Source organism: Streptomyces nodosus (genome assembly GCF_008704995.1).
GTDB classification, from domain to species: Bacteria; Actinomycetota; Actinomycetes; order Streptomycetales; family Streptomycetaceae; genus Streptomyces; species Streptomyces nodosus.
Window position 1 is genome coordinate 7,494,063 of the sequence record NZ_CP023747.1, and the last position, 23,867, is coordinate 7,517,929.

The following is a 23,867-nucleotide window of genomic DNA, read 5'->3' on the forward strand; positions in this document are numbered from 1 at the left end:
CTACGGTCCTCGTCATGGATACGACGGGAATTCTCGACGAGGCACTTCAGCGAGTCCACAGTTCAGGGCCGGAGCGGCTGGGGTGGCTCAGCAATCACGCCCCGATGGCCGTGGAGGCCCTCGCCGCACACGGTCAGGCCGGTTCGGTGCACCGCTGGCTCGACACATATGCGAGCAGGCTCGAGGAGTTCCCGGCCGGTGTAGCAGCGGTCACGGCCGCCAACTGGCGCTTCGCACTGGGCGATGCACAGCGCGTCGCGGACTGGATCGACTACTTCGGCCGCGAGATCGCCGAGCGCCCCTGGCACGACGTGCTCATCGAGTGGTGGCCCCGGCTCCTGCCCGGCATGTACGGCGCCGCGACCCACCCGGTGATCCGGGTGGGCCATGCCGTGCGTGCCCTCCTGGCCGACGACGGCACCGAACCACGACTGACCGAGCTCGCCCACGGCCTCGGCTACTGGGCCGCCCGCCACCACCCCGTCGGGGACCTGGCCCTGCTGCCCGGCGCCGACGACGCGGCCGCCGCCCTGGACGCGGTGACGCCGGTCGCCCCGCAGGACGGCGGCTTTCCCGCCCGGCTCGGCCGCGTCACGGGCCTGCCGGTGTGGGCGCCCGCGGCCACCGACCCGCACGAGGTGCAACACCGCCTCACCGAACTGGTGCGCGCGGCCACGCACCGGTACGCGACCCACGGCCACGGCAACGCGACCATGCTGGTCCATGCGGCCACGGCCCCCAACGCCGTACTCCGTGTCCTGCCCGCGCTCCCGTATGCCCTGTGGGCACCGAGTCTGCGGGCTGCCTGGACCGCTTCCGCGGCGGTGACCGCGATGTACGCCTCCGACGTCCCGGTCGCCTACACCCCACCGGGTACCTTCACCCAGGAAGAGGTCTTCGAACGGGCCCTGGCACACGGCGACGAACACGTCATCAAGCTGACGGACACGGCCCTCGACGTCGGCGACCCCCCGGCACTGGCAGCGGCCCTGCGCTCCATCGAGCTGAGCGAACCATTGAGGAGCTGAACGGGGGGAGAGCCTGGGGGAAAAAGAGAGGACCCGCTGCCCACCTGTCCGCGAGCGCCGCGACCGCGGCGGTGGATCACCATCGTTGATGATCTTGCCCGGTGTAGCCTGCCTGTGCCGGGCTTTCCTGTCCAGCGGGATGTGCGGCCACGGTGGGGATCATGCGGGGCCAGAAGGTTTCGCAGTCGCAGATGAAGAGGGGGGATGAGGGTGTCCAACCCTTGTCTGAAGGATGGCCTGGAGACGGGCCGGCAGTCGGCCGGGAAGAAGGAAGGCGGCCGTTTCGGGCGGGGCTTCGGGGGGTTGCTCGCTGCGGTCCTGATCGCCGCCGCTGTCTCCGGCTGTGGCGGTGACGACAAGAGCGACAAGAGCGACAAGGCCGACTCGACTGCGAGCACGCCGTCGGCACCGGCTTCGCCGTCGGCGGAGGCGTCTTCGGAGACGGAGCCCGCCGCCACGCACCAGGCCGAGCCGTCCACGCTGCTCACCCTCTCGGGTTCCGGTACCAAGAACGCGAGCGCGTTCAAGGCGGGGGACGAGTGGACGCTGTCCTACACGTTCGACTGCACCAAGGCCATGGCTGCCGTCGGCGGTAAGGGCAATTTCATTGTCTTCGACAAGGAGGACAAGCTCGTCAACGAGTTGGACAAGTCCGGCAAGGGCAGCACACAGCAGCACACGGCGGGTACTCATCAGCTGCAGATCATCAGCGAGTGTGAGTGGACCGTGAAGGTCACCGGCTGAGCGGTACCGTCCGGCAGGTGCGCTGGTGGGCGCACCTGCTCAACCGGTGTGGGCCACCAGGGCATCGATGAGCTTGGGCCAGAGTTCGCGCGGGCGGTCGTGGCCCATGTCGGGGATCAGCAGGAGCTCGGCACCGGGAACCAGGTCCGCGGTGCGCTTCCCGCCGGTGGGGTCGATCAGCGTGTCGTCCAGGCCGTGGATCACCAGTGTCGGCACCCGGAGTTCGCGGAGCGCGTCCGCGCGTGAACCGCTGAGGATCATCGCGCCGAGCTGCCGGCCGATCCCCGCGGGGTGGTAGGCGCGGTCGTAGCTGTCGGCGGCCAGCTCGCGCAGCACCGCGGCGTCGCCGTAGCGCTTGGAGGCCCACACCAGCTCCTTCTCCGCCGCCGCGACATACCCCTCGCGGTCCCCGGGCCTCGGACCGAACAGCACGGCCTGGGCCTCCGGGCTGGGCCGGCCGTATTCGCTCTCGCCGGTCGAGGACATCATCGAGGTCAAGGTCAGCACCCGCTCCGGGGAGGAGAGGGCCATCGTCTGGGCGATCATTCCGCCCATCGAGGCGCCGACCACATGGGCGCGTTCGATGCCGAGGGCAGTGAGCAGACCGAGTCCGTCGTCGGCCATGTCGAGAAGCCGGTAGGGAACCATCGCGAGGGCGGCGGGAAGGTCGCCCGAGCTCACGGCGGCAATGAACGCGCCCATGTCCACCGGGTGATCGTCGAACGTGGTGGACAGCCCGCAGTCGCGGTTGTCGTACCGGATCACATAACGGCCGCGGTCTGCCAGCGCCCGGCAGAAGTCCTCGTGCCAGGCGAGCAGCTGCGCGCCGAAACCCATCACGAGCAGGACAGGGGGGTCCTCAGGGTCGCCGAAGCTCTCGTATGCGAGGGACACTTCGGGAGACACGTCGACGATCGGCATACCGGGAGCCTGCCATGGCCGACCGTGGCTCGCATCCCGTTTGATACCGGCGCGTGACCTGCGCCTTTCCCGCTGGTTCCGCCCATGACCCGCCGGACGGTTCTCCTCGGGGCGGGGTCCGGCGCTGCCGGAGGCGTCCGGAGCCGTACGCGGCACACGCGAAGCCCCCGGAGAATCCGCGCAGGAGTGTCACACGGCCTGCGCACAGTCTTTCGAAAGCCTCGTTAGCGTGGCTGGCCGCTCGATTCCACGTGCGAACGTGACCAGTCCGCGGCCCGGCCAGGGCGGCGGCACGTCAACTCAGGAAGACCGCAGATGGACTATTGCTCCTCGTGTCATCGGCACCTCAACGGTGCCCTGGTGTGTCCCGGGTGCGGCGCCTACGCCCCCGACATCGCTCCGGTCACCGTCGACAACCGCATCGTCCCGGCCGCGGCCACGACGACGGTGAAGGCCGCGGTGGTGGCGTGGGACCTTTCTGTTCCGGACCGGGAGCAGGAAGGGCGTCTTCCCGACGAGGCGGCCTTCGACGGCGGGACGGACGAGTCCCCGCAGCCCCCGCAGTCCGACGGCTTCAACGGCGCGCCGGACGGGCGGGCGGCCCGGCGTCGCCAGCGGGCACGCTGGAAGAAGAGCCAGCGCCGGGCCGTGGTCGCCACAGCCGTCGCCCTTGTCGGCGGCGGTATGACCTTCGCGGCGCTGGACCGGCACTCCGCCGACCGGGCCCAGGCCGCACCGGCACCGGACATCGCGAGCATGGGCGGCACGGAAGCAGAGGTGCCTGAGCAGCCTCAGCAGCCTCAGCAGTCATGGACACCGTCCGACTCCCCCCGGTCCTCGTCGGGTTCCGCCACTCGGTCGCCCGCGACCGGTCTCCCGCAGCATCGTCCCGCCGATCCCCTGCCCCGCTCCACGCCGTCGAGCGCTCATCCGCACTCCGTCAGCCCTGCCCGTACGACAACGACGGCGCCGACGGCGGCGCCGGGGTCGGCGACGGTCACCGGGCCGACGGCGGTGACGGTGCCGCAGCAGCAGACCGTCCCCCCGTCGTCCGACGGAACGGACTCGGCTCCCGACCGCAGCACCCCGGCCACCTCCAAGCCGTCCGCCTCCGATCCGGCCGCAGGCGGCACGGACCACGGGACCTCACAGACGCCCCCCGCACCGGCGACGACCTCGCCGTCGAAGGTCTGCCTGCTCGTGCTGTGCCTCGGCTGACCAGGTCGAACCGGACCGGAAGGCCCGCGTGGTGTCCTGCTGGGTCAGCTCGGGGAGCGGGCCGCCCCACTTGAGCGCCGCCCGGCGCGGCCGCCTCGGTGCCGTCCGGTCGGTGGGGCCGCCTGCGCGGTGCGGTTCGCCGGGGTGGCCCGGTCAGGAGGTGTGTCGTGGTCCCGCGGGGCGGTGCCGGCCTGGTGGGTGCCGGTGCCGAGAGGGGCTTGCGAACTCACCGCGGTGTCCCTTCGACGGTGGCTGGTGGGATGTCTCGATCTCACCAGCCACGGCGCTCGGGATCATTGCCGTGCACACCCCGGCCCCGGATGCAGCAGGCTGTACCGGACCTCTCCAACAGCCGGTAGAACGCTGCTGGTTCAGGCGCGGCTGCGCGCGTTCTCCAGGTAGTGCAGGACGGCTGCGACGCGCCGGTCCACCTGGTCGGCGGGAGACAGGTCGAGCTTGGCGAAGATGCTGCGGATGTGCTTGTGGACCGCGCCGTCCGTGACGAAGAGCCGTCCGGCGATGGCGCTGTTGCCCAGTCCCTCGGCCATCAGCGCGAGCACCTCGCGCTCGCGCGGGCTGAGCCGCTCCAGCCGGGTGTCCTGGCGGGAGCGGGTGAAGAGCTGGGCGACGACCTCGGGATCGATGGCGGTGCCCCCGGACGCCACCCTGTGCAGTGCGTCGAGGAACTGCTCCACCCGCCCCACCCGCTCCTTGAGCAGGTATCCCAGGCCGCTCACACCGCCGGTGAGCAGTTCCGTGGCGAAGGTCTGCTCGACGTACGCGGACAGGACGAGGACGGCCAGGCCGGGCCGGCGGCGCCGGGCCTCCACCGCGGCCCTGACGCCCTCGTCGGTGTGCGTCGGCGGCATGCGTACATCGAGGATGGCCACATCGGGCTCGTGCTCGTCGATCGCCTCCAGCACCTTGTCCGCGGTGTCCGCGGTGGCCACCACGTCGAGGGCCTCGGCGCGCAGCAGCAGCGCCAGACCCTCCCGCAGCAGCGGGTCGTCCTCGGCAATCACAATCCGCATGGAAGCTCCACCTCGATGGTCGTCGGCCCGCCCGGCGGACTGGCCACACCCAGTGTTCCGTCGTGGGCCGCGACACGGCGGCGGATGCCGGCGAGCCCGGAGCCGCCGTTCTCGTCCGCGCCGCCCCGGCCGTCGTCCTCGATGCGCAGGAACAGCCGCCGGCCACGGCTGCGGACGGTGACGGAGGCCTGCGCGGCGCCGCTGTGCTTGGCGATGTTGGTCAGGGCCTCCGCCACCACGAAGTAGGCCGTCGCCTCGACGGACGCGGCGCATCGCTCGGGCACGTCGACGTCCGTACGGCAGGGCACCGCGCAGTTCGCGGCGAGCCCGAAGAGCGCGCCGGCCAGCCCGCGGTCGGCCAGCACGGGGGGCAGGATGCCGCGCGCGACGGTACGCAACTCCGCCAGCGCCTGTTCGGCGGCCGACTGGGCACGTTCGAGCAGTTCCTCCGCGCCGGCCGGGTCCCGCGCCACCATGCGCCGTGCCGCGCCGAGCAGGACGGTGACCGAGACCAGCCGGTTCTGCGTGCCGTCGTGCAGGGAGCGCTCGATCCGGCGCAGTTCGGTGGCGTGCGCGTCCAGGGCTGCCGCACGCGTGGCGGTGAGCTCGGCGACGCGCAGGGAGAGGTCCGCGTCCGGGCCGGCTGCCAGGAACCGCCGTCCCGGCCGTGCCTGGAGCCGTGCCATGCCGGGCGTGAGGCCCAGGAGGAGGGAGACCCAGCCCACGCCCAGCAGGCTCGCGGCGAAGGTGTCCGGCCAGGAGTACGCGGTACCGATCCCCACCGACGTGAGGGTCGGGCTTCCGGGTCCGACCTGCCACCACAACGGGAAGGTGATGTCCCTGAGCGCCACGATCGGCAGCAGCACACCGGCGAGCCCCAGAAACAGGCCGAGCGTGACGTGCTGGACCAGCCAGCGCAGTTCGCGGTGGGTCGTGGTGTCGGTCAGGGCCTCCCGCAGCGTGACCGGTGGCGGATCGGGCGCCACGATCTCGGGGCCCCGGCGTCCGAGGCGGCCGCGCTCGCGCCGGGCCAGGGAGTGCAGGGTGCGCAGGGCGGCGGGGGCCATGAGGAACCCCACGCCGATCAGGCAGGTGGCCGCGGTGACGAGCAGCCAGGCCAGCACGAACAGGGCGAGCAGCGCCGTACCGAATCCGCCGAGGAGCTGTTCGAGGGAGCTCAGCGCGGTGGAAACGGCTCGCACCACGATGTCCCGGCGGCTGCTGCGCCGCTCGTCGGATGCGGTGTTCTCCTGAATCGCCACACGCTTCCCTTCGCCGAACGACCCGACCCTACGCCGCACCGCCGTTCGTCACCGTACCGGGAGGAGGGAGGACCGGAGATACAGCCTGCTGTACCTCAAACCGGGCCGCTGGCGGGATGGGCCGGGAGGGGCCCGGCCCGTAGCGTCCACGACAACAGACCGGGCCGGGCGGCGAATTGAGCGTGTCCGGCGAACCAAGGGGAGGACATTTCCATGACGTACTCCGATCTCCACCGCGCCGACGGCGCTCCCGCGTCCGTCGACGGCTCGCACGGGAGGCCGACGCCGGCCGGCCGTACGGATGTCCTGCGCATCGTGCTGTGGCTGGTGCTCGGCCTCAGCGCCACCGGCAATCTGGTGTGGTCGATCACCGGTGCCGGTGCCGGACCCCATCTGCTCTTCGGCGCGCTCTCCGCGGTGAGCGGCGTCGCACTGGGCGTGCGCTTTCTGCGGGCCCGGCGGTAGGCACCCCCCGTCAGCCAGGAGGCGAGCAGCCGCCGGACTGCTGGAGGAATGCACCGGTGAAGGGCGTGTTTCCCCACCAGGTGACTTCAGCTCCGCGGTCGCGAGCCTTCGCGGTCGCCGGCGACGGCACCGTACGGTACGGCGGCCTCGACGGCGGCCAGATCGTCGCTGCTCAGCTGCACCTCTGCGGCGACGGCGTTCTCCTCGAGGTAGCTGCGGCGCTTGGTGCCCGGGATCGGTACGACTCCCTGGTGGTGCAACCAGGCCAGGGCGAGCTGGGCCGATGTGATCCCCTTACTGCGGGCCAGGCTGCTCAGCCGATCGACGATCGTCTGGTTCGCGGCGAGGTTGTCCTCCGCGAAGCGGGGCAGTCCACGGCGGGCGTCGTCGGCGGCCAGGTCGTCCCGTCGGGCGATCTTCCCGGACAGCACACCGCGCCCCAGCGGAGAGAACGCCACGAAGCCGATGCCCAGCTCGCGAACGGTGTCGAGCACGCCGTTGTGCTCGACGTCCCGGCTGAAGAGCGAATACTCGGACTGCAGTGCCGTCAGGGGATGGGTGGCGTGTGCCCGGCGGATGGTGTCCGGATCGGCTTCGCTGATGCCCAGATGACGGACCTTGCCTGCGGTGACCATGTCGGCCATGGCGCCGATGGTCTCCTCGACGGGCACCTTCGGATCCACACGGTGCAGGTAGTACAGGTCGATGACGTCGACACCCAGGTGCTTGAGCGAGCGGTCCACGGCCCGGTGGGCGTAGGCGGGGGTGCCGTTGTGGCCGTGCGCCGTGCCGTCGTCGTCGAACTCGGTGGCGAACTTCGTTGCCAGGGTGATCTCCTGGCGGCGTCCGCCGAGGGCGCGGCCGATCAGAAGTTCATTGGCGAAGGGTCCGTAGGCCTCGGCCGTGTCGATATGGGTGATGCCGAGGTCCACGGCTCGGTTCAGCGTGGCGATCGACTCCTGTTCGTCGCGTTCGCCGTACCAGACGCTCATGCCCATGGCGCCCAGTCCCTGCGCGGAGACGACGAGGCCCTGACTTCCGAGACTGAGGGTGTGCATGGTTGTTCATCCTTCGATGGGTTGCGGGGGGAAGGGGAGGGAGGCGTGCGCCGTCGTACATCCTGGCGCCGTTGTCGGGGCCGGCCGATGAACTGGGTAACTCGACTGCTCCGACCTCCCAGCCCAGTGCGGTGGGTTCGGACACCTTCGACCCTAGGAGCGCGAGGAAGCGTTTCGAATGCTCAAGACCCCGGCGTACTTGCGCGATCCTCCGCACCCGCTTCAGTCACGTGTGTGCGGCGCTGTGTCTCGGTGCGATATTGGCCCGGAGCCATGCCGATGACGCGTTTGAACGCATGGCTGAAGGAGCTTTCCGAGCCGTAGCCCCACTGCGTGGCGATGGAGGCGACGGTGCGGCTTCCGGCGCGCAGGTCCCGTGCCGCCGAGCGGATCCGCCAGCCGGCGACGTACTCCAGCGGCGGGGTACCGACCAGATCGCTGAAGCGGGTCGCGAAATGGGACCGCGACATGCCGGCCTCGGTCGCCAGGTCGGCCACGGTCCATGGACGGGCGGGCGTCTCATGGATGAGGGCGAGCACCGCCCCGATCGCGGGGTCCGCCAGGGCGGTCAACCAGGCTCCACCGGTCGGTCCTTGTGCGGCGACGTGGCTGCGCAGCACCTGGACGAGGACGATATGGGCCAGCTGCTCGACCACCAGGGCGCTGCCCAGAGCCGAGGAGGCGCTCTCCCGGCGCAGCATGTCCAGGGCCGTGCGGATGGAACCGGCCGGGTCCGAGGAGGCCGGGATGTGGACCATCGAGGGCAGGACGTCCATGAGGACCGCGGCATTGGCGGGGTCGAGATGGAAGCCGCACCCGACGACCACCGTGTGCGGGGGCTTTCCCGGGGCCCCGAGCCGAACGGTGCCGCCCTCGGTGAAACCGGCGAAGACATCACTGCTCGGACGCGCGGGAACGCCGGGTGCGCTGGACAGCCGGTACGGGCGTCCGTTGCCCAGCAGATAGCAGTCCCCTTCGCCGGCCAGGACCGGTGCCGCCCCATCCGTCTCGACCCGGCAGCTGCCCTTGAGGACCGCCCCCAGCTTGATGTGCTGGTATCCGGGGAAGGACATCGCCCAGGCTTCCGCGGCCTCCAGGCGGGCGAACCGGGCGCTGCGCATGTCCACCAGCGCGAGAACGTCGATCAAGGGATCCATCGGTTTTCCATGGCGTTGTCCGCGACGGCTCCGGCAGTCGGGCCGAGCCCGCAGCGCGGCCTCGGGGGCGTGGGTCAGGGCGTGGTGCGGGCCAGGGTGCCGGCGGTGAGAGTGGCCAGCATCTGCCGCAGGGAGCTCGCGAAGTCCATTCTGAGGACGGCGAGCGAGGGGTCGGCCTCGTAGGCGTCGAGCATGGCCTGCGAGGGGCGCGCATGGGTCCATACCGCGCCGATCGCCATGGTCGCGGAGGCGGCCAGCCAGGAGGCCCTGTCGCCCAGTTCGGGCAGGTGTTCGCGGGCGAGGGCGGCCAGCCTGCCGACGTTGGCGATCGTGGCTCTCTTGTAGCGGGCGGCGACCTCGGGGGAGACATTGTGCTCCAGTACGCCGGCCTGCGCGCTGAGCAGGTCGCACAGGACCCGGTGCCCGGCGAGGGATGCGGTGACGGCGGCGGCGAACTGCTCGCCGCGCTCGCCCACTGCCGCCTTCGCGTCGATACCGGCGCCCAGCACCTCGGGCAGTTCGGCCGTCCACTGCTGCCAGGCGTAGTCCAGCAGTTCCAGCAGGATCGCCTCGCGGGACTCGAAGTAGCGCAGCACATTGGACTTGGCCAGTCCGACACGGCGGCTGAGCTCATTGAGGCTGATCGCGCCGACCGGCAGCTCCTCGAGCATGGCAGCGGCGGTGTCCAGGATCGCCTGGCGTCGGATCTCGCGCTGCTCCTCACTGCGTGCGCGCTGGAACGTCGTCATGCCCTCATGCTACAGACCCCCGGTCTTTTGACATCAGACCACCGGTCCCTTACGTTGAGGGAGTCGCAACGGACCGGTGGTCTGAAAACTGCGGAGGCGGGTTCGCCCTGCCCCCGCACGGCCGTGACCGGCTCCCCCCTTCTGCCCCAGGAATGGAGCACCCCCATGTCCAAGGTCTGGTTCGTCACCGGAAGCTCCCGCGGTCTGGGCCGCGCGATCGTCGTCGCCGCCCTGGAGGCGGGCGACCGGGTGGTCGCCACCGCCCGCAAGCCCGCCCAGCTCGACGACCTCGTCGCCCGCCACGGCGACCGCATCCACCCCGTCGGCCTCGACGTCACCGACCCCGAACAGGTGCACAGCGCCGTCCAGGAGGGTCTGAAGGTCTTCGGCCGCTACGACGTGGTCGTCAACAACGCCGGCTACGCCGACCTGGCCTCCGTCGAGGACGTCACGGTCGAGGACTTCCGCGCTCAGATCGACACCAACCTCTACGGCGTCGTCCACGTCAGCAAGGCCGTACTGCCGCTCCTGCGTGAGCAGGGTTCGGGACACATCTTCCAGGTCTCCTCCGTCGGAGGCCGGATCGGCTCGGTCGGCCTGGCCGCCTATCAGAGCGCCAAGTGGGCCGTGGGCGGCTTCTCCACCGTCCTCGCCCAGGAGGTCGCGCCCTTCGGGATCAAGGTCACCGTCCTCGAACCGGGCGCCATGCGCACCGACTGGGCCGGATCCTCCATGACCGTCCCGCCCGTCAGCGAGCCTTACCAGCAGACGGTCGGCGGCTTCGCGGACATGGTCAAGAGCCTTACCGAGACCGCCTCGGCGCACTCCGCGGACCCCGCCCGGATCGCCCGGACCGTCGTGGATCTGGCCGGACGTGACGACGCCCCGCTCCGCCTCCTGCTCGGCCGTGACGCCGTCCAGTACGGTGGCGCCGCAGCCCGGCAACTCGCCGAGTCCGACGAGAAGTGGCGGCCGGTCTCCGAGTCCGTCTGGGACTGATCACACTCCTCAGCGGGCGGTCCGCCGCCCCACCCGGCCGGGGTCGCACCCGGGGCCGGAGACGTCCGGTTCCCGGGAGACCGCGAGAGTGCCCAGCAGGGCGAGGGCATCGGCGGAAGCGGTTCCCTCCTCGGCGTGATGGACGACCAGGACCTGGCCGTCGGAACCGGCGACGATCAGCTTCTCCCGATGCAGGACGAGCTCGCCGACCTCGGGATGGCGCATCCGGGCGGGTCCCCCGGCGGGGCGTACCACGTCCTGGCGGGCCCAGAGCCGACGGAACCGGTCGCTCTTGAGGGACAGCTCGCCGACCAGAGCGACCATCCGCGGGTCGTCGGTCTCGGTGCCCATGGTGGCGCGGAGCTGGCCGACGGCGGCCGCGGTGGCCCGCTCCCAGTCCAGGTGCAGTTCGCTCTCGGCCGGGTCGAGGAACGCGGCACGCAACCGGTTCACTCCCGGGCGCAGAGTGGGGGAGAGAGCCCGTGCCATCCGGTTCGCCGCGAGAACCTCGAGGTGGCGGCTCTGGACGAAGGCCGGCATCGGCAGTGCGTGGAGGAGACGCAGGGTCCCGGCCGGCACCTCCTCGGGCTTCTCCGTACGGGTGCGCCGGCGCGGCTTGGGCCGCGTCAGCCCATGGAGGTAGGCCAGCTCGTCGTCGTCGAGTCGCAGGACACGCCCGATGGACTCGACCACCTGGACCGACGGAGTACGGTCGCGGCCCTGCTCCAGGCGCAGGTAGTAGTCGGTGCTGATGCCGGCGAGCATCGCCACCTCTTCACGCCGCAGGCCGGGGGTGCGCCGGTGACCGGCGCTGCTCAGCCCGACGTCCTCGGGCCGCACCTGCTCCCGGTGCGCGCGCAGGAACTCACCCAGAGTGTTCGGAGCGGTAGGAGGCTGCATGCCGTCAACGGTATGCCGTCACCGGACGCCGTGACTGTCCCTGATTTTCCCAGGAAGACGTCGGCACTGCCTGCCGGTCTCGTCCTGCGCCAGCCTCGTCGGTGCCCGGTGCGGATCGGCGATCCGAGCGGCATCGGGACGAACGTCCGGAGAGGAAGGAACAGCACGATGAAGCAGGTACAGCTCGGCGGTCTGACGGTCTCGGCGCAGGGCCTCGGCTGCATGGGCATGAGCTCGGTGTACGGCGACGCCGACTGGGACGAGTCCACGGCCACCATCCGGCGGGCCGTCGACCTGGGCGTCACCCATATCGACACCGCCAACGCCTACGGCCAGGGTCACAACGAGGTCCTCGTCGGCCGCGCGGTCGCCGGTCGTCGCGACCACGTCACCCTCGCCACCAAGGCAGGGATGGACTTCACCACCGCCCGCGGCAAGGTCGTCATCAACAACCACCCCGACCACATCAAGGCCGCCGCCGATGCGTCACTGCTGCGCCTCGGCACGGATCACATCGACCTGTACTACCTCCATCGGGTCGACCCCGAGGTCCCGCTTGAGGAGTCGATCGGCGCCATGGCCGACCTCGTCACCGAGGGCAAGGTCCGTCACCTCGGTCTCTCCGAGGTCACCGGAGAGCAGCTGCGCACGGCGCATGCCGTCCACCCGATCGCGGCGGTGCAGAGCGAGTATTCGCTGTGGACCCGGGACCCCGAGACCACCGTCGCCGACGCTGCGAGGGAACTCGGTGTCGGCCTGGTGGCCTACTCCCCCCTCGGCCGTGGCTTTCTGACCGGAACCGTCGACGCGAGCTCCCTGGCCGCGAACGACGGGCGGCGCCGACTCGCCCGCTTCACCGAGGAAGCCGCCACCGCGAACCAGGCCGTCGCCGAGGCGGTGCGGAAGATCGCCGAGGTCAAGGGGGTCACCGCCGGACAGATCGCCATCGCCTGGGTCGTCGCCCAGGGCGAGAGGCTCGGCACCCCGGTGGTCCCGATCCCCGGCACGAAGCGGGTGAAGTGGCTGGAGCAGAACGCCGCTGCCCTCGATGTCGAGCTGACCCCTGACGATCTCGCGGCCCTGGACGCCCTGGCCGCACAGGTCGTCGGCGCCCGGTACTGATACGGGATCGACGGGACGGGCTCGGCTTCGGCGGCGCCTGTCGGGGGCGCTGCCGAGACGCGGGCGGAACGTGATGTCAGCGGCGCCGGCGGGGTGTCGAACATTTCGTGCCTGTCAGTCCTGGGGAGGCAGGCCGCACGGGGGCCGCCGGTGTGCCTTCACTCAAGGGCGTTGCGCAGCCGTGTGACGGCCTGCTCGAGGTAGTCGAAGGCGCGCTGCTCCTGCTGCGGGGTGGTACGGGATGCCTGGAGGAGGCTGTTGCCGCGTCCGCGGATCTGAGCGTAGGCGTCGAAGCACGCGAGGAGGTCGTGGAGCAGCTCCTGCGACGGAGACGGGGACGGCGACGGGGAGGGCGCATCGCTCTGCGGCGACATCAGTGAACTCTTCTCTGATCGGACGGCTTTGGTCCAGGAGGACAAGGCGCTGTCCGCGACGTACGGGGCGTCCGGATCGCGGATCGAGCGCGTGCTCTCGACGCACACGGCGATGGAGACAGGTGGGGGGAGAGAGGGAGCGTCAGCGGCATTCCTGGTCCTTCCGGGCACGACAGTTACGTCGCCGACCAGGCTTCCCGGCACACCACATACCCCGTAGGACGGGGTCGCTGCGGGCAGCCTACCCGCCCCACCGGTTCATGTCTTCGTAGCCCTGTGTCCGATATCGAGGTGGTCGGTGATCCCACCCGCCGATCTACGGTCCGGGAGTCCGGCGGATGGCGAGCAGGGCGACGTCGTCGCAGAGGCGTCCGCCGGTGTAGGCGAGCAGGTCGCGCTCGACGCGGTCGAGCAGAGCCTCCGGAGAGTGGTCGGCCCACTGGGCCGCACGATCTGCGAACGGGTAGAAGACACCGCTGTGGTCACGCGCCTCGGCCACACCGTCGGTGTACAGGAGCAGCGTGTCCTGGGGAGCGAAGGGCAGGACATCGACGACATGGTTGCCGGGGGCTGTGACGTCGACGCCGATGGGCGGTGCGGGGTGGAGGTGGGGGAGGGCGACGGCTTTGTCCGGGCCGAGGATCAGGGGCGGCGGGTGGCCACAGCTGGTGATGCGGGCGATGGGTTCGTCGTCGGGGATCTCGAGCAGCAGGGCGGTGACGAAGCGTTCACCCGCCTCCGTGTCGGGTTCGAAGTCGGCGAGGCAGCGGGCCATGCTCCGCTCGAGGGCGGCGGCGAGTTGTGACAGGGAAGCGTGCTCGTGGGCGGCCTCGCGGAAGGCGCCGAGCAGCAGGGCGGCCTCACCGAGGGCGGGCAGCCCCTTGCCCCGTACATCACCGATCATCACGCGGGCCGTGCTGTCGGTGCGGGCGGCGGCGTACAGATCGCCACCGATCTCGGCCTCCTCCTCGGCGGCCAGATAGAGAGAGGCGAGCTGTAGCGGGCCGAGCCGGCTCGGCAGTGGCCACATCACCACATGCTGGGCGGCCTCGGCGACCGACCGGGCTTTGGCCAGCTGGCGTGCGTGCCGGTCGCGCACCGCACACAGGACCACGATCAACAAGGTGAGCACCGCGATGGACGCCACCTCGACGGTCACATTGCGTGAAGCGATCGCTCCACTGTGCCAGCCGCTGATCACCTCGCCGGCCACCGCCAGGGCTCCGATGCCGCCCGTCGTCCAGGGGCCCGCGAACCATGCGGTGAGTGTGGGCGCGATCACCAGCAGGGGGCTGAGAACGATATAGGGCCCACTGCCGATGTCCGCGGCCGTGATCACCACGATCAGCGCAACAGGTATCAGCAGCAGCAGAGGACTCGGCTGCCTCGGCTGCCCGAGCTTCACACGTTCCTGCCTGGGACCCACGCTTTCCACAGTGCACCGCTACAGATCGACCCGCGACCGCACTCCACGATGGGGCTGACCGCACACGGACCGTGGAGCGATCAAGGAACCGGACGCGCTGACCTGACGTGGTCATGAGAATGATCCCCAAGGACCGAGTGATGCTCGTCGTCACCCACCTGGCAGCCGTGTGGTTCATCGGCTCCGCACTGACCGCCCTCCAGTTCTATGCGGTGATCCTGGCCGGCTTCTCCGGAAGCACGGCGGCTCTGGTCATCACCCTCGCGGTCATGGTTCCCCTCGCGGTGTACGCGTTCGTGTGTCTGGGAGCCGCGGCCCGCTCGATCGTGCCGCTCACCCGGCGGGCGCGCGGCCTGTGGGGATGGGCGTCGGGTGTGTACGGTCTCGGCACGGCCGGCCTGGTCGGGACCGTCATGGTGGACGAGCAGACCGGCCGCGCCCTTGTGGACAGCGGTCCTCTGTTCTACCTGTGCGGCGGCATCTGGTACGCGCTCATGGCCGCGTTCTTCCTGCCCGGCGTCCGGGCCAGGCTGACGGCTCTCGGGGCGGCGATCGTCCTCGCGGCCGGCGGGACGTACGCCGCCTGGGATGCCGCGCAGCCTCCCACTCTCGATGAGTGGATCACCGCGAACGGCGTGGACAGGGCCCTGCTGCGGGTCGGCGACCCGCCCTCGGGCTACACCCTGGGATCCGTGGGCGCGGGCGAGGACGGCTTCGGTGCCACTTACGAGGGCTCCGGCTCTGCGGGACTGCATCTCGGCGTGGCGCGGGCGGGGCATGACACCCGGCGTGCTGACGCCCGTGGCTGCCCGGTTCCTTTCGGGCAGCCGATCCACTGCACGGACGACGGCGGCGGCCGCCTGCTGGTGAACCACGAGGGCGATGTCGAGTACCGGGAACTGATACTCCGCCGTGCCGGTCTGGTCTACACCGTGACCATGCGGGGCACCGGAGCCGCCGAACTGACCGCGGCCCGCCACATCCTGTCGGGACTCAGGCCGGCGTCCGACGAGGAACTGGCCACCCTGGTACGCCTGCCGATGCGCCGTTGAGGTGCTGGCTCAACGCTGCCTCCCGCGGCTAGGGTTGAGCCGGGAATCACCCACGAGGAGCTGAGAGATGCCCGGTCTTCAGAGCACGCGTTGACGGTGTGGCCGTGACCGGCCTGTCATCGCGTGCTGTTCTTGATGTCGCGGCACAGCGAGCCTTCCTCTGCCCGCACCGTCGGTGCACCCATGGTGCGCCGGGTGACGGGCCTCGTTGTCGGCAACCCGAGGGATCCCCGTGCCGTCCGCTTCCTCCGCTGCATCCGATTCCGGCCGTGTTTCGTCAAGCCTGTGGCGGGACATCGACTTCCGCAGGCTCTGGGCGGGTCAGACCGCCTCCCAACTCGGCGAACAGTCGAGCTTGGTGGTTCTGCCGCTCTTCGCCGTCCTGACGCTCCACGCCGGTGCCGGCCAGCTGGGCGTCCTTCGCGCGGTGGGGCAGGCGCCCGTCCTGCTGCTCTCGCTCTTCGTCGGCGCGTGGGTGGACGGATGGCGGGCCCGCACGGTGATGGTGCTGACGGACGCCGGCCGGACCCTGGCACTGGGCGCTGCCGCCTTGGCGGGCCTGTTCGGCCGACTCGACCTGCCGACGCTGTTCGTGGTCGCCTTCGCCGTCGGGGCGCTGTCCGTGTTCTTCGACGTGGCCTACCAGGCGTCTCTCGTACGGATGGTGGAACGCGATCAACTGGTGCGGGCCAACAGCGCGCTGGAGGGCAGCCGGTCCGCGGCCCAGATCGGCGGTCCCGCCCTCGGCGGCACGGTGGTGTCACTGCTGTCGGCGCCGGTCGCTGCCGCCTCCGGCGCGCTGTTCTTCGCGCTGTCGTTCCTCTCGATCCGGCGGATCCGCCGGATCGAGTCGATCCCGGAGCTCTCGGAAGGTCGCCCGCGGGTCTGGCGGCGGATCCATGAGGGTCTCCGTTTCGTCCTCGGCGACACCTCGCTGCGGACCGTGTGCCTCGCCTCGGCCGCCTTCCAGTTCTGCTTCGCGGCGGTGATGACCGTCTATCTGCTCTTCCTGCCGCGAGAACTGCAGGTGTCGGGCACCGTCGTCGGGCTGACGCTCGCGGCGGCCGGGCCGGGCGCGCTCCTGGGCTCGCTGCTGGCCGCCCGCCTGCCGGGCAGGTTCGGCCATGGCACGGTGCTCGTGTGCGCGGCGGCACTCGGCGACGGCGTGTTCCTGTGCGTTCCCGCTCTGCACGGCTCCTCCGCGGTGACGGTCCTCGCGCTCCTTTCGATCAGCTTTGTGTTCGGGTGCGGGGGTCAGCTGGTGAACGTCACGGTCATGGCCGTCCGGCAGGCCGTCACTCCGGACGGGATGCAGGGCCGCGCGGCCGCGACGATCACCTGTGTCGGCATGGGCTCGGCCCCGCTCGGCTCGCTGCTCGGCGGACTGCTCGCGCAGGAGTGGGGGCTGCGCACCGGTCTCCTGGTCACGGCCGCGGGCATGATGCTGTCCCCAGCGGTGATGGCGCTGTCTCCGCTCGCGTTCCTGGGACGGGAGCTTCCGGGGCCGAGGAACTGACGCGGACCCGGCGCACTGTCTCAGTCGCGGATGGCATCCAGCGCCATCAGTGCCACCTCCAGCGAGACACAGACGTCCTCGGAGTCCAGGTCGACCTCGAGGATGCGGCCGATGCGGGTGAGGCTCTCGTACATCCAGGCACGGGAGACATGAGCCGCCTCGGCAGCGGCGGTCTTGTTCCGTCCGGATTCCAGGTAGGCGTGCAGCAGCGGCACCAGCGACGTGCCGTTCTTCTCGTCGTACACCAGCAGAGGCCGAAGCTCGCGTTCTGCGAAGGTCTGCAGTCGCGCGTCGTCGCGCAGCAGCTGGAGGAGGCCGCGCAACCGGAGATCCGGCAGGCGGTAGTACAGCCTCCGGTCCGGCAGCCGGGTCGCGGCGTCGGCGACCTGAAGCGTGCTCAGCAGGACGCGCCGCACCTCGGAGACCGAGGAGACGGAGTCGCCCACCGCCATGATGTAACGATTCTGCGGTATGCCTTGGTGGACCCGGCCCGCGAGCCGTTCGACGGTCGCTGTCGGGTCCTCGCGGGGCCCCAGCGAGACCAGTACGCCGATCACGGTCTCCTCGACCGGCCCGACCAGTGCCAGCAGCCCGAGCTCACGCACCGCGTCGCTGGCCACCTGGGCGGTGGTCCGCAGCACGGACTGCCGGTCGAACGCGTTGTCGGGCAGCGTCTCGCGGGTGCGCAGCACCATCGGGAGGAGACGGCGGCCGTCGAGCGGCACCCCGATGGCCCGGGCCTCCAGGGCGATCTCCGCGCTCGTCCGCCGGGGCGACAGCAGGCCGGAGAGCAGGGTGCGGTGCGTGTGCAGGGACAGGGTCTCCTGGTCGCGGGCGACCAGCCGGCCCAGGGCGAGCGTGGAGGCGGCCCGCTCGATGAGCATCGTCAACCGGGGCGAGACGGCCGGCACCGACATCAGGACGAGCCGGCCCCAGTCCTCGCCGCGGGCGCCCACGGTGCTCACCAGCCAGCCGCTGTGCTGGTCGTAGGCGGTGCGGGTGGCGGACTGGACGCCACGGGACCGCGCTTCCCACTGGCCGAGCACCTCCTGCGCGGGGTGTCCGGCGGTGTCGAAGGCGAGCACCTGGTGGGAGAGGTTCTCCAGGACGACCGGACGCCCGGACATCCGAGCGGCCTGACGCAGTACGTCCCCCGGCCCGGCCCCCTCGACCGCCAGTTCGTTGAACGTCTGGTGGATGCGTTCGGACGCCTGCAACTCCTCGATCCGGTTCTCGAGGATCCTGCGGTGCACATCCTCGGTGATCTCCACGAACCGGGTGGTGCGCAGCAGGACGACCAGCGGCAGGCCGCGCCGCTCGGCGGCGGCCCGCATCTCCTCGGGCAGCGCGTCATGGAACCGCGGCCCGAGGCCGACCACCACCCCGGCGGCTCCGACATCGGCGAGATCATCGATGAAGCGGGCCAGGGACGCGTCGCCGGAGGGCAGTGCGATGCCGGTGGTGAGGATCAGTTCGCCGCCGCGCAGCATCGGTGCGATCGTCGGCAACTCGCTGACATGCACCCAGCGCACGGGTGCGGTGAGTCCGTCCGAGCCGGCCACGACCTGGGGCAGTCCCTCCCGGAGCGAGGGAAACTCCAGCACCTGGGCCAGGGTCGGCAGCCCCCCGGCAGTGGGGAGGCCGCCGTCCGGACCGCCGTCGGCGTGGCCGTCAGGGAATCCCTGGGGCTCGGCTCGGTGGTGCGATTCCTCTCCTGTGTCGGCCATGCCCCTGGCACCCCTTCTCGGTGTTCTTATCGTTCTTATCCCGGGTTGTTCCGCCAATTGTCCACGAGGGTCCAGAGCACCCGGGCTCCGAGGTCCAGGTCGGCGAGCGGGACGAACTCGTCGGCGGTGTGGGCCTGGTCGGTCGCACCCGGTCCGAAGACGGTGCACGAGGTGCTGCCGGTGAGCGCCGCGACCATGGAGGCGTCGGTGTACGCCTCATGTCCGTCGGCCCCTCCGACCGGCACGGCGTGTCCGGTGTGCTCCCGGTAGGCGGCCCTGATGCCCCGCACGATCCGTGAGTCGTCCGCGGCACGGACCGGGGGGCGTTCGGCGCCGAGCGGATCGATCTCGTACCGTGCTCCGGGATGTTCCGCGATCACGTCCGCGGCGACCCGCTCGACCAGTTCCACGGCGTGTGCGGGGGTCAGCGGGGGGACGATCCGGATGTCCAGGCCCGCTTCGCACACCGGGGGGACGACATTGGTCGCGACCCCTCCCTGGACGGTGCCGCAGGTGAAGCGCGCCCGGCCGAGCAGGGGATCCTCGTAGGGCAGCGCGGCGAACACCGTCTTCAGCCGGTCCACGATCTTGGCCATCAGATGGTTGGCGTCGATGCCCAGGTTCGCCCGGCCCGCGTGCGCCATCCGGCCGTGCACACGCAGAGTCAGCCAGCGCAGGCCCATCTGGGCGATCCGCAGCCGCATCCCGGTCGGCTCCAGGGCGAGTATCTGGTCGTCGGGGCGCAGCAGACCGCTCTCCACCAGGCGGTGCGCACCGGCCATGTCCGGGGCCTCCTCGTCCACGGTCGCCACCAGGAGGACATCCCCGGCGGGCGGACGGCCGCTCGCGGTGAGCGCGTCCAGGAGGTTGATCGACAGCGCCAGACCCGCCTTCATGTCGCAGGCGCCCCGCCCGTACAGGCGGCCGTCGGCCACGGCCCCGCCGAGCGGCGGGAAGGTCCAGCCCTCGCCCACGGGCACCGTGTCCATATGGCTGAGCAGCACGAGCCGGGGGGCGGACCCCTCGCCGGGCACTCGGGCCACGACATTGTCGCGGCCCTCCGCCACCGGCATGCGCTCGGTGGCCACGCCCGCGTCGGAGAGCCGGTTGCCGACCCACTCGGCGCACTTGCCTTCGAGCGGTCCGGGGTTCTGACTGTCGATGCCGATCAGGGTGCGGGTGTCGGTGAGGACGACGTCCGGAGAGATCATTGCGTTTTCCTTGGTTCGGTGCGGCAGGCGCCGGGGACGGATGGCCGGTCGGCGACCCGATGCCGGGTGGGCGTGGGACGCCGAGCCGCGGGGGTGGGGGCCGGTGTCCGGCGGACGGGTCGGCCCGGCCGTGGGCGGGTGGTGGGTCAGCCGGCCGGGGGCGGGCCGTCGACGACCAGGGTCTGACCGCTGATCCCGGAGCTCTCGGTGGACACGAGCCAGGCGCAGGTCCGGCCCACCTCCGCCGGGTCGATCAGACGGCGGAACGCCGAGGCGTCCGCGAACCGGGCCAGCACCTCGGCCTCGGACGTGTGTTCGCGCTCCGCCACCTGTGCGGCCAGCCGTCGCAGCATGGGGCTGTCCACATTGCCGGGACAGACCGCGTTCGCCCGTCCGCCGTAGGCGGCGATCTCCGCCGCGAAGGACTGCACGAAGCCGATCAGGCCGAACTTCGACGCGCAGTACACCGACCCGCCCGCCTCACCGCGCAGCCCCGCGGTGGAGGAGAGGAACACCGCGCCGAACGGGTGCGGGTCATCGGCCAGCGCTCGCGCCACGGCCTGCCCGGTGCGGAACGCCCCGCGCAGGTTGACCTCCATCAGCCGGTCGTACTGCGACCAGTCGGTGGTCGCCACCGGGCCGGTGTAGTTCACGCCGGCGGTGTACACGAGCCCGTCAAGGCGCTCGCCGGGGCCGGCGGCGTCCCGCAGCATCTCCTCGACCGATCCCTGATCGGTCACATCGACCAGCCCGGCCCGGTGGCCGGAGCCGGGCAGATCGGCCAGGGCGGCCGAGGGATCGACGGTGTCCACCGCCCACACCGAGTGGCCGCGCCGCGCGACCGCGTCGCACACCGCACGGCCCAGCGCGCCCGCCGCGCCGACCACGGCCACCACGGACTTCGGCTGCCCGGTCATGACGCCCGCCCCATGTCCCGTACGGCCCGGGCGATCGAGGCCCGGCGCGGGACGACGGCCTGTTCGAGGCTCAGCGCGGCGGGCACCGGCACATCGGGTGTGCCGTGCCGGGCGACCTGGCTCAGCGCCCGTGTCCCGAGCCGCTCGACGACCCCGGTGATGACCTCGCCGCTGAGCCCGAACCCCAGATAGTCCTCGTCGACGACCAGGAGCCGACCGGTCCGCGCCACCGAGGCGCACACCGTGTCCAGGTCGAGCGGAACGACGCTGCGCAGGTCGATCACCTCGACGTCGACGCCCTCGCCGGCCAGTTCCTCCGCGGCGTGCAGGCTCTCGCCCACGGTGGCGCTGAGGGTGACCAGCGTCAGATCGGAGCCCGGGCGGACCACCGAGGCCCGGCCGAGCGGCACCGTGTAGGACTCCTTGGGCACCTGCGCCCCATGGGTGAAGCTGCCCGCCTTCTGCAGCAGCAGGCCCTTGTGCTCGATGAACACCACCGGGTCGTCGCTGCGCACCGCCGCGGCCATCAGGCCCTTGCTGTCGTACGGCGAGGACGGCGCGACCACCTGGAGTCCGGGCAGGTGCGCGAAGGTGCCCCACAGACACTGCGAGTGCTGCGCGGCCGAGCCGATACAGCCGCCCGCGGTCTTGATCACCATGGGCATGCCCACCCGGCCGCCGGTCATGTACCGGATCTTCGCCGCCGCGTTGTACACCTGCTCGAGGCAGACGCCGATGAAGTCCACGAACATGATCTCGACCACCGGCCGGTAGCCCTCCATGGCCAGCCCCACGGCCGCGCCGGTGAACGCCATCTCGGAGATCGGGGTGTCCCGCACCCGGTCCTTGCCGAACGCCTTCTGCAACCCGCGGGTGCTGCCGAAGACGCCGCCCTGAAGCCCGACGTCCTCCCCGAACACCACGACGCGGTCGTCGCGTTCCATCTCCAGGCGCAGCGACTCCGCGACGCACTGGGAGACATTGATGTTCCGTACGTCGGTGCCAGCCCGGGCCGGCCCTCCGGTGGTGGTGGTCATGCGCTCGGGCCTTTCGCGAAGACATGGTCACGGGCAGTGGCGGGGTCGGGCAGCGGGTCGGCGCGCACCGCGGCGAGGGCGGCGGCGATCTCGGCGGTCATCGCCGCCTCCGCCGCGTCGAGTTGAGCCTCGGTCGCCGCGCCGCGTTCCAGGATCCGGGCCCGGGTCAGGGGCAGCGGGTCGTGTTCCTGGCGGCGCCGGTCCTTCTCACCGGTGGGCCGGTACAGATCGAGATCGCCCTCGAAGTGGCCCCGGAACCGGTAGCAGGTGGCCTCGAGGACGGCGGGCCCGTTCCCCGCCCGCGCGTGTGCGACCGCCTCGGCGAAGGCCTCCGCGACGGCCTCGACGTCCAGGCCGTCCACCCGTCTGCCCCACGCCCCGTAGGCGGCGGCCCGCTCGGCCAGTGTGGCGGTGGACGTCGACTCGGTGAACGGCACGGAGATCGCCCACTCGTTGTTCTCGATGAGCACCACCAGCGGCAGGTTCCAGGCACCGGCCATATTGAGGCTCTCGTGGAAGCCGCCGGTGTTGGCGCCGCCGTCACCGGTCACCCCGACCGCCACCGAGTCCCGCCCCTCCAACTGCGCGGCCCAGGCGTGTCCGAGCGCGACCGGCAGCGTCGCGCCGACGATGCCCGTGGTGGAGAAGCGGCGCTCCAGGTCGAACAGATGCATATGGCCGCCGTAGCCTCCGCACAGCCCGGTCGCCCGCTCGTAGATCTCCGCCAGCATCGGCCGCGCCGGGACTCCCTTGGCCAGCGCGTGCAGATGGCTGCGGTGCGTGCTGACCAGGGCGTCGTCGTCCCGCAGCGTGCCGACGAGCCCCGCCGCCACGGCCTCCTGCCCGATCCCGGTGTGGAGTTCGCCGTGGATCTCCCGGGTGGGTACGCCTTCCAGGCACGCCTCCTCGAAGCGGCGCATGCGCACCATCTCGGTGTAGCGGGCCACAAGGGTGGGTCCGTCCATGCTCTTCACTCCTCATTCCTGGTCGGGCTCGTCGGGCTCGTCGGGCTCGTCGGCACTTTCGAAACACGCCCTAGTGGTCCGGGCACGGCTGCTCCTCCAGTTCGACGACGGTGCGCGAGGGCGTCCAGCAGTAGGCGGCCCGGCCCTCGGAGAACTCGGTGACCTGCCCGATCAGCTCCCCGCCCGCCCCGACGAGCCCGTCGAGCGCGGCGTCGAGGTCGTCCACCAGGTGAGCCGTGTGGGCGACGCCGGGCCACACCGGCAGCCGGGGATCGGTACCCGCGGGCACATCCCGGAAGGACAGCAGCTCCAGCCGCACCCCGCTCACCGGGGACACGCACTGGACCAGGTCGCAGCCGAGCCCCGGGATGCCGAGCAGACCGCTGATCAGATCCGTCATCCCCAGGGCCTCGAAGGCCACCTCGAAGCCCAGCACCCGCCGGTGGAAGTCGACCGCCGCCCCCAGGTCCGGCACGACCACACCGCTGTGGTGCCAGGACCAGGTCCCGGCCGTGCCCGCGCGGGCCGGCCGCGGACGGGCCGCGGTATAGGCCCGCCAGCCCCCGTACGCCGAGATGTCCAGGTGGCGTCCCTCGGCCAGTTCCCGCGGATACAGGATGCCGTCCAGGGTGCGGCCGTCCGCCAGTTCGACCGGCCCCCGGTAGAGGCCCGGGGGCTCCCCGGCCTCCACGCGGCGCAGCACATCGGCCGGTACCCGGTAGACCTCGCCCGCCACCGAGACCCCGTGCGGGCCGTTCTCCTCCGAGGTCAGCCGGTACATCCCCGGATGCACATCGCCGACGGAATGCAGCCGGTACCGGGGCACGGTGCGGGCCTCGCCGAGGAATTCGGCGCCCGCGAGGTTGGGGTGCAGGGCGAGCCCCCGCATCAGGGTTCCGTTGACGAACAGGTCGGTGGTCGGTGCGGTGGTGGCTTCGGTCGTCGGCTCGGTGTCCACGAGGTTCTTCTTCCGGAGGTCGTCGGAGGG

The 23,867-nt window shown here is 71.3% G+C and carries 23 protein-coding genes; 8 read left to right on the top strand and 15 right to left on the bottom strand.

The features are described 5' to 3' along the window. The first annotated feature begins 14 nt into the window (after positions 1-14). Both CP978_RS33410 and CP978_RS33415 read left to right on the top strand, forming a co-directional pair. Positions 15-1,028 (top strand): questin oxidase family protein, encoded by a 1,014-nt coding sequence (locus CP978_RS33410; protein WP_043447279.1) that lies wholly within the window; start codon positions 15-17, stop codon positions 1,026-1,028. A gap of 204 nt (positions 1,029-1,232) precedes the next feature. Further along, complete coding sequence (locus CP978_RS33415; protein WP_043447281.1) at positions 1,233-1,772, top strand: hypothetical protein; 540 nt, start codon at positions 1,233-1,235, stop codon at positions 1,770-1,772. Positions 1,773-1,811: 39 nt separating this feature from the next. Here CP978_RS33415 and CP978_RS33420 read toward each other — a convergent pair whose 3' ends face one another. After that, positions 1,812-2,693, bottom strand: a complete 882-nt coding sequence (locus CP978_RS33420) for an alpha/beta fold hydrolase (protein WP_043447284.1) — start codon at positions 2,691-2,693, stop codon at positions 1,812-1,814. Between the two features lie 315 nt (positions 2,694-3,008). Here CP978_RS33420 and CP978_RS35125 point away from each other — a divergent pair, with 315 nt between their 5' ends. Further along, positions 3,009-3,911, top strand: a complete 903-nt coding sequence (locus tag CP978_RS35125) for an SCO2400 family protein (protein ID WP_043447288.1) — start codon at positions 3,009-3,011, stop codon at positions 3,909-3,911. Positions 3,912-4,282: 371 nt separating this feature from the next. Here CP978_RS35125 and CP978_RS33435 read toward each other — a convergent pair whose 3' ends face one another. Beyond that, positions 4,283-4,942: a response regulator gene (locus tag CP978_RS33435; RefSeq protein WP_043447291.1), complete on the bottom strand. Its 660-nt coding sequence runs from the start codon at positions 4,940-4,942 to the stop codon at positions 4,283-4,285. Then, positions 4,930-6,150: a sensor histidine kinase gene (locus tag CP978_RS33440; RefSeq protein WP_376697998.1), complete on the bottom strand. Its 1,221-nt coding sequence runs from the start codon at positions 6,148-6,150 to the stop codon at positions 4,930-4,932. Before CP978_RS33440 ends, CP978_RS33435 begins: the two co-directional genes overlap by 13 nt. A 267-nt stretch (positions 6,151-6,417) precedes the next feature. Between CP978_RS33440 and CP978_RS33445 the strand changes: the two genes are divergently transcribed. After that, positions 6,418-6,669: a hypothetical protein gene (locus tag CP978_RS33445; protein WP_043447293.1), complete on the top strand. Its 252-nt coding sequence runs from the start codon at positions 6,418-6,420 to the stop codon at positions 6,667-6,669. A gap of 86 nt (positions 6,670-6,755) precedes the next feature. Here the strand turns inward: CP978_RS33445 and CP978_RS33450 are convergent, their stop codons facing one another. The 3 genes from CP978_RS33450 to CP978_RS33460 all read right to left on the bottom strand — a co-directional run bounded on the left by CP978_RS33450 (position 6,756) and on the right by CP978_RS33460 (position 9,633). Further along, positions 6,756-7,727 (bottom strand): aldo/keto reductase, encoded by a 972-nt coding sequence (locus CP978_RS33450; RefSeq protein ID WP_043447296.1) that lies wholly within the window; start codon positions 7,725-7,727, stop codon positions 6,756-6,758. Between the two features lie 182 nt (positions 7,728-7,909). Further along, the gene (locus CP978_RS33455; protein ID WP_052454454.1) at positions 7,910-8,884 is read right to left on the bottom strand and encodes an AraC family transcriptional regulator; all 975 of its coding nucleotides are present in this window, start codon (positions 8,882-8,884) and stop codon (positions 7,910-7,912) included. Positions 8,885-8,958: 74 nt separating this feature from the next. After that, a complete protein-coding gene (locus tag CP978_RS33460) occupies positions 8,959-9,633 on the bottom strand; it encodes a TetR/AcrR family transcriptional regulator (RefSeq protein ID WP_043447298.1) in 675 nt (224 codons plus the stop codon). Positions 9,634-9,798: 165 nt separating this feature from the next. On the opposite strand from CP978_RS33460, the gene CP978_RS33465 reads away from it, so the two are divergent. Then, complete coding sequence (locus tag CP978_RS33465; RefSeq protein ID WP_043447301.1) at positions 9,799-10,632, top strand: SDR family NAD(P)-dependent oxidoreductase; 834 nt, start codon at positions 9,799-9,801, stop codon at positions 10,630-10,632. A gap of 9 nt (positions 10,633-10,641) precedes the next feature. Here CP978_RS33465 and CP978_RS33470 read toward each other — a convergent pair whose 3' ends face one another. After that, positions 10,642-11,532: a helix-turn-helix transcriptional regulator gene (locus CP978_RS33470; protein WP_052454455.1), complete on the bottom strand. Its 891-nt coding sequence runs from the start codon at positions 11,530-11,532 to the stop codon at positions 10,642-10,644. A 168-nt stretch (positions 11,533-11,700) separates the two neighbouring features. On the opposite strand from CP978_RS33470, the gene CP978_RS33475 reads away from it, so the two are divergent. Then, on the top strand, positions 11,701-12,654 hold the full coding sequence (locus CP978_RS33475) for an aldo/keto reductase (RefSeq protein WP_043447303.1): 954 nt from the start codon (positions 11,701-11,703) through the stop codon (positions 12,652-12,654). Between the two features lie 158 nt (positions 12,655-12,812). Here CP978_RS33475 and CP978_RS33480 read toward each other — a convergent pair whose 3' ends face one another. Both CP978_RS33480 and CP978_RS33485 read right to left on the bottom strand, forming a co-directional pair. Beyond that, positions 12,813-13,028 (bottom strand): hypothetical protein, encoded by a 216-nt coding sequence (locus CP978_RS33480; protein WP_052454662.1) that lies wholly within the window; start codon positions 13,026-13,028, stop codon positions 12,813-12,815. A 316-nt stretch (positions 13,029-13,344) separates the two neighbouring features. After that, positions 13,345-14,454 (bottom strand): PP2C family protein-serine/threonine phosphatase, encoded by a 1,110-nt coding sequence (locus CP978_RS33485; RefSeq protein ID WP_043447309.1) that lies wholly within the window; start codon positions 14,452-14,454, stop codon positions 13,345-13,347. Positions 14,455-14,594: 140 nt separating this feature from the next. Between CP978_RS33485 and CP978_RS33490 the strand changes: the two genes are divergently transcribed. Beyond that, positions 14,595-15,506 carry a hypothetical protein gene (locus CP978_RS33490; protein ID WP_144401528.1) on the top strand — a complete coding sequence of 304 codons (912 nt, stop codon included), beginning with the start codon at positions 14,595-14,597 and terminating at the stop codon, positions 15,504-15,506. A 283-nt stretch (positions 15,507-15,789) separates the two neighbouring features. Then, entirely contained in the window at positions 15,790-17,022 is a 1,233-nt protein-coding gene (locus CP978_RS33495; RefSeq protein ID WP_052454663.1) for an MFS transporter, read from the top strand. 20 nt (positions 17,023-17,042) lie between these two features. Here CP978_RS33495 and CP978_RS33500 read toward each other — a convergent pair whose 3' ends face one another. From CP978_RS33500 to CP978_RS33525, 6 genes are all read right to left on the bottom strand, one after another. Beyond that, positions 17,043-18,749, bottom strand: coding sequence for a PucR family transcriptional regulator (locus tag CP978_RS33500; RefSeq protein ID WP_079162445.1), 1,707 nt, complete (start codon positions 18,747-18,749; stop codon positions 17,043-17,045). Positions 18,750-18,784: 35 nt separating this feature from the next. Further along, positions 18,785-19,960: a M20 family metallopeptidase gene (locus CP978_RS33505; RefSeq protein WP_043447317.1), complete on the bottom strand. Its 1,176-nt coding sequence runs from the start codon at positions 19,958-19,960 to the stop codon at positions 18,785-18,787. Between the two features lie 146 nt (positions 19,961-20,106). Continuing rightward, on the bottom strand, positions 20,107-20,877 hold the full coding sequence (locus CP978_RS33510; RefSeq protein WP_043447319.1) for an SDR family NAD(P)-dependent oxidoreductase: 771 nt from the start codon (positions 20,875-20,877) through the stop codon (positions 20,107-20,109). Beyond that, positions 20,874-21,914, bottom strand: a complete 1,041-nt coding sequence (locus tag CP978_RS33515; protein WP_043447322.1) for an alpha-ketoacid dehydrogenase subunit beta — start codon at positions 21,912-21,914, stop codon at positions 20,874-20,876. Before CP978_RS33515 ends, CP978_RS33510 begins: the two co-directional genes overlap by 4 nt. Continuing rightward, complete coding sequence (locus CP978_RS33520) at positions 21,911-22,879, bottom strand: thiamine pyrophosphate-dependent dehydrogenase E1 component subunit alpha (RefSeq protein WP_043447324.1); 969 nt, start codon at positions 22,877-22,879, stop codon at positions 21,911-21,913. Before CP978_RS33520 ends, CP978_RS33515 begins: the two co-directional genes overlap by 4 nt. A gap of 70 nt (positions 22,880-22,949) precedes the next feature. Next, on the bottom strand, positions 22,950-23,837 hold the full coding sequence (locus CP978_RS33525) for an allophanate hydrolase-related protein (protein ID WP_207312861.1): 888 nt from the start codon (positions 23,835-23,837) through the stop codon (positions 22,950-22,952). Positions 23,838-23,867 lie beyond the last annotated feature (30 nt).

Bases quoted from the DNA above. Each gene is read 5' to 3' on its own strand.
- CP978_RS33410 (WP_043447279.1), top strand. From the start codon at position 15: ATGGATACGACGGGAATTCTCGACGAGGCACTTCAGCGAGTCCACAGT.
- CP978_RS33415 (WP_043447281.1), top strand. From the start codon at position 1,233: ATGAGGGTGTCCAACCCTTGTCTGAAGGATGGCCTGGAGACGGGCCGG.
- CP978_RS33420 (WP_043447284.1), bottom strand. From the start codon at position 2,693: ATGCCGATCGTCGACGTGTCTCCCGAAGTGTCCCTCGCATACGAGAGC.
- CP978_RS35125 (WP_043447288.1), top strand. From the start codon at position 3,009: ATGGACTATTGCTCCTCGTGTCATCGGCACCTCAACGGTGCCCTGGTG.
- CP978_RS33435 (WP_043447291.1), bottom strand. From the start codon at position 4,942: ATGCGGATTGTGATTGCCGAGGACGACCCGCTGCTGCGGGAGGGTCTG.
- CP978_RS33445 (WP_043447293.1), top strand. From the start codon at position 6,418: ATGACGTACTCCGATCTCCACCGCGCCGACGGCGCTCCCGCGTCCGTC.
- CP978_RS33450 (WP_043447296.1), bottom strand. From the start codon at position 7,727: ATGCACACCCTCAGTCTCGGAAGTCAGGGCCTCGTCGTCTCCGCGCAG.
- CP978_RS33455 (WP_052454454.1), bottom strand. From the start codon at position 8,884: ATGGATCCCTTGATCGACGTTCTCGCGCTGGTGGACATGCGCAGCGCC.
- CP978_RS33460 (WP_043447298.1), bottom strand. From the start codon at position 9,633: ATGACGACGTTCCAGCGCGCACGCAGTGAGGAGCAGCGCGAGATCCGA.
- CP978_RS33465 (WP_043447301.1), top strand. From the start codon at position 9,799: ATGTCCAAGGTCTGGTTCGTCACCGGAAGCTCCCGCGGTCTGGGCCGC.
- CP978_RS33470 (WP_052454455.1), bottom strand. From the start codon at position 11,532: ATGCAGCCTCCTACCGCTCCGAACACTCTGGGTGAGTTCCTGCGCGCG.
- CP978_RS33475 (WP_043447303.1), top strand. From the start codon at position 11,701: ATGAAGCAGGTACAGCTCGGCGGTCTGACGGTCTCGGCGCAGGGCCTC.
- CP978_RS33480 (WP_052454662.1), bottom strand. From the start codon at position 13,028: ATGTCGCCGCAGAGCGATGCGCCCTCCCCGTCGCCGTCCCCGTCTCCG.
- CP978_RS33490 (WP_144401528.1), top strand. From the start codon at position 14,595: ATGCTCGTCGTCACCCACCTGGCAGCCGTGTGGTTCATCGGCTCCGCA.
- CP978_RS33500 (WP_079162445.1), bottom strand. From the start codon at position 18,749: ATGGCCGACACAGGAGAGGAATCGCACCACCGAGCCGAGCCCCAGGGA.
- CP978_RS33505 (WP_043447317.1), bottom strand. From the start codon at position 19,960: ATGATCTCTCCGGACGTCGTCCTCACCGACACCCGCACCCTGATCGGC.
- CP978_RS33510 (WP_043447319.1), bottom strand. From the start codon at position 20,877: ATGACCGGGCAGCCGAAGTCCGTGGTGGCCGTGGTCGGCGCGGCGGGC.
- CP978_RS33515 (WP_043447322.1), bottom strand. From the start codon at position 21,914: ATGACCACCACCACCGGAGGGCCGGCCCGGGCTGGCACCGACGTACGG.
- CP978_RS33520 (WP_043447324.1), bottom strand. From the start codon at position 22,879: ATGGACGGACCCACCCTTGTGGCCCGCTACACCGAGATGGTGCGCATG.